Raw genomic sequence first — 283 nt, 5'->3', positions numbered from 1 at the left:
GATTCTACAATATATATGGCATTTTATACAACTGCTGCACTTAATAAAAAACATAGATCCAAATAAAATTGAAGATGATTTATTTGATTATATATTTTTGAATAAAGGAAATGAAGAAGAAATAATAAGAAAATATGGGGATATTGCAAAAAAGATGAAAGAAGAATTTGAATATTGGTATCCAGTCGATTTAAGAAGTTCTGGAAAAGATTTAATTCTAAATCATTTATTATTCTTTATTTTCCATCATGTTTGCAATATTTGATAAAAAATATTGGCCAAG

At 23.7% G+C, this 283-nt stretch carries 1 protein-coding gene; it reads left to right on the top strand.

Annotated features, from left to right (window positions below; all coding sequences use genetic code 11):
* Positions 1-265 (top strand): hypothetical protein (locus LUA84_RS03250; protein WP_231434419.1); only part of this gene is annotated, 265 nt, incomplete at its 5' end.
* Positions 266-283 lie beyond the last annotated feature (18 nt).

It is taken from the genome of Candidatus Nanopusillus massiliensis, assembly GCF_920984865.1.
Note: the sequence above shows the minus strand (reverse complement) of the source record. Positions and strands in the feature narration are given on the sequence as shown.